The sequence below is a fragment of the Effusibacillus lacus genome, from assembly GCF_002335525.1.
Classification (GTDB): domain Bacteria; phylum Bacillota; class Bacilli; order Tumebacillales; family Effusibacillaceae; genus Effusibacillus; species Effusibacillus lacus.
This window is the reverse complement of sequence record NZ_BDUF01000054.1, coordinates 1-4,697: the sequence shown is the minus strand read 5'-3', so window position 1 is coordinate 4,697 and position 4,697 is coordinate 1. Positions and strand designations below refer to the sequence as shown.

Annotated in this window: 6 protein-coding genes; 1 reads left to right on the top strand and 5 read right to left on the bottom strand. The window is 49.4% G+C overall.

The window, feature by feature from the left end:
* The first annotated feature begins 96 nt into the window (after positions 1 to 96).
* Positions 97 to 1,302 carry an S-layer homology domain-containing protein gene (locus tag EFBL_RS10015; protein WP_165912765.1) on the top strand — a complete coding sequence of 402 codons (1,206 nt, stop codon included), beginning with the start codon at positions 97 to 99 and terminating at the stop codon, positions 1,300 to 1,302.
* Between the two features lie 65 nt (positions 1,303 to 1,367).
* Here the strand turns inward: EFBL_RS10015 and EFBL_RS10010 are convergent, their stop codons facing one another.
* The 5 genes from EFBL_RS10010 to EFBL_RS09990 all read right to left on the bottom strand — a co-directional run bounded on the left by EFBL_RS10010 (position 1,368) and on the right by EFBL_RS09990 (position 4,538).
* Entirely contained in the window at positions 1,368 to 2,240 is an 873-nt protein-coding gene (locus EFBL_RS10010) for a methyl-accepting chemotaxis protein (protein WP_165912764.1), read from the bottom strand.
* A 287-nt stretch (positions 2,241 to 2,527) separates the two neighbouring features.
* Positions 2,528 to 2,893 carry a toprim domain-containing protein gene (locus tag EFBL_RS10005; RefSeq protein ID WP_096181999.1) on the bottom strand — a complete coding sequence of 122 codons (366 nt, stop codon included), beginning with the start codon at positions 2,891 to 2,893 and terminating at the stop codon, positions 2,528 to 2,530.
* A gap of 18 nt (positions 2,894 to 2,911) precedes the next feature.
* Complete coding sequence (locus tag EFBL_RS10000) at positions 2,912 to 3,769, bottom strand: sulfurtransferase (RefSeq protein ID WP_096181998.1); 858 nt, start codon at positions 3,767 to 3,769, stop codon at positions 2,912 to 2,914.
* 250 nt (positions 3,770 to 4,019) lie between these two features.
* Complete coding sequence (locus EFBL_RS09995) at positions 4,020 to 4,277, bottom strand: hypothetical protein (protein ID WP_096181997.1); 258 nt, start codon at positions 4,275 to 4,277, stop codon at positions 4,020 to 4,022.
* A 30-nt stretch (positions 4,278 to 4,307) separates the two neighbouring features.
* The gene (locus EFBL_RS09990; protein WP_096181996.1) at positions 4,308 to 4,538 is read right to left on the bottom strand and encodes a hypothetical protein; all 231 of its coding nucleotides are present in this window, start codon (positions 4,536 to 4,538) and stop codon (positions 4,308 to 4,310) included.
* Positions 4,539 to 4,697 lie beyond the last annotated feature (159 nt).

Sequence of the window (4,697 nt, the reverse complement as noted above, 5' to 3'; positions counted from 1 at the left end):
TATCCCTGTAACTCAAGAATACAAAAAAATCGCTCAAGAATAACGGATTTCATTCCGTTTTGTGCCTTGAGCGAAGCGAAAGGAATGGGTATAACCATGAAGAAACACACTTTTCTCAAAGTTGTCAGCAGCATAACCCTCGTGTCCCTGTTGCTCTTCCCTGCCGCTGCATACGCAGCGGAGACAGCACCTGCTCTTGATGCAAGCTCTATCAAAAAATACTTGCCGGAAGATGTGAAAGATCACGAGTATGCGGCAACCATCCATGATATGCTGCAATCCGGACTCGTCAACGGATATGTGGACGAAGCCGGCAACGTCACTGTCAAACCGGAGAACAACATCACCCGCGCCGAATTTGTAAAGATCCTGGTAAAGGCTTTGGATCTGGATGTGGCGGCCAATCCCCAGGAATTCTCCGACGTGAAGCCGGAACACTGGCATTATGACTTCATCCGGACGGCCAGCTCCCACGGTCTGATAAATGGAATCGGGGAAGGTCAATTCGCCCCTGACCGCAATATCACCCGCGCCGAAATTGCAAAAATCGTGGTTCGTGCATTTGAACAAACGGTTCCTTTCACCGGTGCTTCCAAACAGTTCACGGACGTACCCGATGACTGGAGCAAACCTTATGTGGAAAAGGCAAGCCAAGCAGGTATCGTCAACGGTTACGATGACACCCACTTTGGCCCGAATGACAAAGCCACCCGCGTCCAGGCGATGCTGATGCTGCAACGGGCGCTCCACAAAGAGAACACCACCCTGCCGGACGAAACGATGCTGAAAAACCTCGTGTTGGAAATGAACCAGAAGCTGTATGAGGTGGTAACCGAGGCGGTTTACGGCTCCGGTGAAACTGGCGACACCGTTGCCGAAGAAGTATACGGAAACGAATCTGAAGAAGCGGATACAAACGTTGCTGAAGCGGTCTATGCAGACTACAGCGAGATCAAGGACATCTCAGACGAATACGCTACCGGATTCTACCATGACGTTCTCGATCTGTCGGCCGACATCCTCACCGAATTGAGCAAGCTGGGAATCAAGATCGAACAAAAGCACGTGGCGGACTGGACACTGGAAGTTCTCTGGAAATCCAATCGCTACGCGGCGGTCAAGGTGAATGGCGACGTCTATGATGTGACCGTTACCAAGGACGGCCAATCCAGAACTCATCGAGTAGATGCAAGCTCCACCGTCTTCTTAAAGAAGATGAATGACGGCTCCTGGAAAGTCTACGGCGGTGAAGTGAAGCAACCGCTGCCGACCGGGCACTTGCAGCCCGGCTCCCAAAACTGATCCCAACCAAAAAACCCGGCTCTCTAGAAGCTTTGATGCTCCTTGGGCCGGGTCTTTTTCTCCGATTATTCGCTGTGCTGGATCCGTTGAACCAAATCGTTCATGGAGTTTTCAATGGAACTGATCCTGTCTGCCACCGTCATCAGGGAGTCGGACTGTTCCTGGGTAACCACCTTGTTCTCTTCCACTTTGCCTGCAATATCATTAAAGACAGTCTGAATTTCCTGCAACACTTCGTTGATGTCTTTCACCGACTCTTCACTGGAGGCGGCAAGTTTCCGGATCTCGTTGGCAACCACGGCGAATCCTCGCCCGGCTTCCCCTACCCTGGCAGCCTCGATGGAAGCGTTCAGTCCTATCATATTGCTTTGCGTAGCAATCTGCTTGATGGATCGCAGCACGCTTTCCACCTTCTTGATCTTCTCCATTGATTCGGTGGTAGTCCTGTGAGTCTGCTGGCTTGCATCCGCAATCTGCTGGGCACCGGCCGTCACTTCTTCCACCGCAGCGGCAATCTCCTGAAGCTCCCCGTTAATGTTGTTGATCGTGCCAGTCAGCTGATTAAGCAGTTCCTGATTCTTCAACCACAGCTGAACAAGACGGGAGGCCAGTCCCACATAGGGCCGGACCACTGTCGGATCGCCCGCAATCCCGAGGCTTGTGATCCGGATGCCTTTGTAAATGATCGGAATGTTGATACCCGGCTTTACGTTTTCCATGGACTGGGCTTGCTCCACGGTAACGACGCCTTCTTTCAGTTCCCCGTTCATCACCTTTTTGGCAACGGAGTGAAAGTTTCCAATCCGCTTCTTGTCCGTGGCGGCAAAGATTATTCCGTCCTTGTCCGCCATAATCACCGGTTTCCCGGTCTCTTCCAGGAAAATTTCACAAATCTGCTGCGCAAACTCCGCCGTCAGCAGATCCCTGAGATCCTGCATAACGGTGCCCCCTCTTTGTAGTTCTGTTGTAAATGTGTATTCGGTATCTATAAGGTTCGTTGCGAATTTTTTTACACCTGCAAAGGAATTCAAAATTATCTTTGTCATCCCCCGGCCGGTGAATAATCTGGCATTGAATTGACTAGACTGCTAGCAAAGCCATACGGGAGCGTGAAACATAGATGAAACCATCGGACAAGAAAGCGATTCTGGCCTTTATCCAAGGAAAAGCCAGCGAGGAAGAACTGCGGAAGGCGCTTAAGAAAAAGAAGAAGTAAAGCATGTTCTTACTGCCCCATCACCCAGTCCCCATCAACTAAGAAGTGCGCATTCATAAGCATTTCCGCCAAATATTCCATTGGCGTATTCTGCACTTCCCTATACATCCGCCGGGTATACAGGTGCTTGGCGTTCGGCAACTCCTGCTTTAGCTGATTTCGAAGCTTGTTTCCCGCATCGTCCGCATCGACCAATATGTAGACGTCTTCATCCTGAATCGGCCAAATCAGTTCCTCAATCTTTTCGTCGCTCAAGGTGCCGTAGGTGCAGATGATTTCCACAGGCTCATCCAGAATCTCGAGAAGTCGTTCTTTGTCCTTTTTTCCTTCCACAACAATCACTTTGCGGGGGGTGTTGTAATCTTGTTGTGACATGGGATCTGCCCCTCTTTCCTACTGATCCTTCTCTGTTGCAATCGGGTTATCCGGGTAGGAGATCCAATCACTCCAGCTTCCTGCATAGAGCTTTACATTGTTATATCCGGCTTCCTTCAAAGCCAGGAAGTTGGGGCATGCAGTTACACCGGAGCCGCAGTAAACAACAACCTCTTGCGAAGGGTCCACCTCAGAGAAGCGCTGCTTCAACTCTTCAGGCGACTTCCACGAACCCTGCTGATTCAGCCCGTCTTTCCAGAAATAGTTTAATGCCCCAGGAATGTGCCCTGCCACCGGATCAATCGGCTCTTCGATTCCTTTGAATCTCATCCCTTCGCGGGAGTCGATCAGGATCGTACCCTCTTTGCCAAGCCGTGCTTTCACATCATTCTTTGTTACCAACATATGCTCCTGAACCCGCGGAGTAAAGATACGGGAGCCAGCAGCAGTAGCCGTGGCACTCGGAACTTCCGAAGTCACCGGAAATCCCTTCTCTTTCCAGTGTGAATACCCACCATCCATTACAAACACATTCGAATGGCCCAGATACTTCAGCATCCACCAGAACCGGGAGGCCATTGCGCCACCTTGGTCGTCGTAGGCCATGACCGTTACGGATTCATCAACCCCAATCTCCCCCAGTTTTCGGGAGAACTCCCCAACATCCGGCAGCGGATGGCGGCCGCCATGCTGCTGTTTGGGGCCTGACATGTCCTTCTCCAGATCCATGTGGAAGGCGCCCGGGATATGATCAACGAGGTAAGCTTCCCTTCCTGCCGTAGGTTGTCCGAGAACAAACCGGCAATCGACGATTCGCACCTTCAGATTCTGCAAATGTTCGTACACCCATTCCGGACTGACAATATTCTTTGCCACCCGCCCCACTCCTTCTGCTGTACAAGTCAATCTCCTAAACGATTACTCACTGTATCACCGAAATAATTCTATTCCATTACCCAAAATCCCTTTTTCTGCAAAGACAAGCGACATAAACGAAGGCGGGAGTAACGGTCGCGAAAAACAAAAAGCCGCCGGTTCCCAACCGACAGCCTGTCGCTCTGCTCCCGCACGCGCACCTTCCCCGCCCGCAGCATCTCCACACATCTATTCCAAAGAATTCACAGCCTCATTTATCATTCCCTTGTGTCCCTTTGATTCGGTTCTTGTTCTGCTCCTGTTTGTATAGTTCTTCTATATAGGTCTTCGCGAAGTTTTCAGAAATAATAAATGAAGGGTCATTATCGATCAGGATATGAAATCTTCCATCCTCAAGCCTGGATAACGCATATCCCCCAAACAGGATGACTTTGTCGAAAACCTTCACATCATCTAACGAAAACACCTTGTAGTTATCGAGCGTCAGGTTATGTACTTTGTTTGTCATGCTGATCCCTCAATAGTTCAGATTTATTTTCTAAGAAAGATACCCATATTTTAATAACTCTTGAATTGCTTGACGTATCGAAACCGGATCATGACCCGGAGCATCAAGTCTAAAAGTATTTAAATCCGTTTCTTTCAGATCTTCATCCATCAAGTACAAGATCAAGCATTTCGCTGTCCAGCTTAAACGCTTGTCCTCCATAACGCATCTCACAGAGAGTTTCGTTCGCAATTCCTCAATTTGACTGAATAACTCTTCCACTTCCCCTTACTCCTCGTACTTTATGTCTTGTTGGAAGATGTGAATCTGAGCATAAAGCCTGTCTGTTATGTCAAGATTCAGTGAAAATGTCACCTTAACTGTTCTATGAAAATGTCACTTTTTAGTTCCCCCCTCGTTTCATACGAAGGGGTTTCAAGA

Bases quoted from the DNA above. Each gene is read 5' to 3' on its own strand.
- EFBL_RS10005 (WP_096181999.1), bottom strand. From the start codon at position 2,893: ATGTCACAACAAGATTACAACACCCCCCGCAAAGTGATTGTTGTGGAA.
- EFBL_RS10010 (WP_165912764.1), bottom strand. From the start codon at position 2,240: ATGCAGGATCTCAGGGATCTGCTGACGGCGGAGTTTGCGCAGCAGATT.
- EFBL_RS10015 (WP_165912765.1), top strand. From the start codon at position 97: ATGAAGAAACACACTTTTCTCAAAGTTGTCAGCAGCATAACCCTCGTG.
- EFBL_RS09995 (WP_096181997.1), bottom strand. From the start codon at position 4,277: ATGACAAACAAAGTACATAACCTGACGCTCGATAACTACAAGGTGTTT.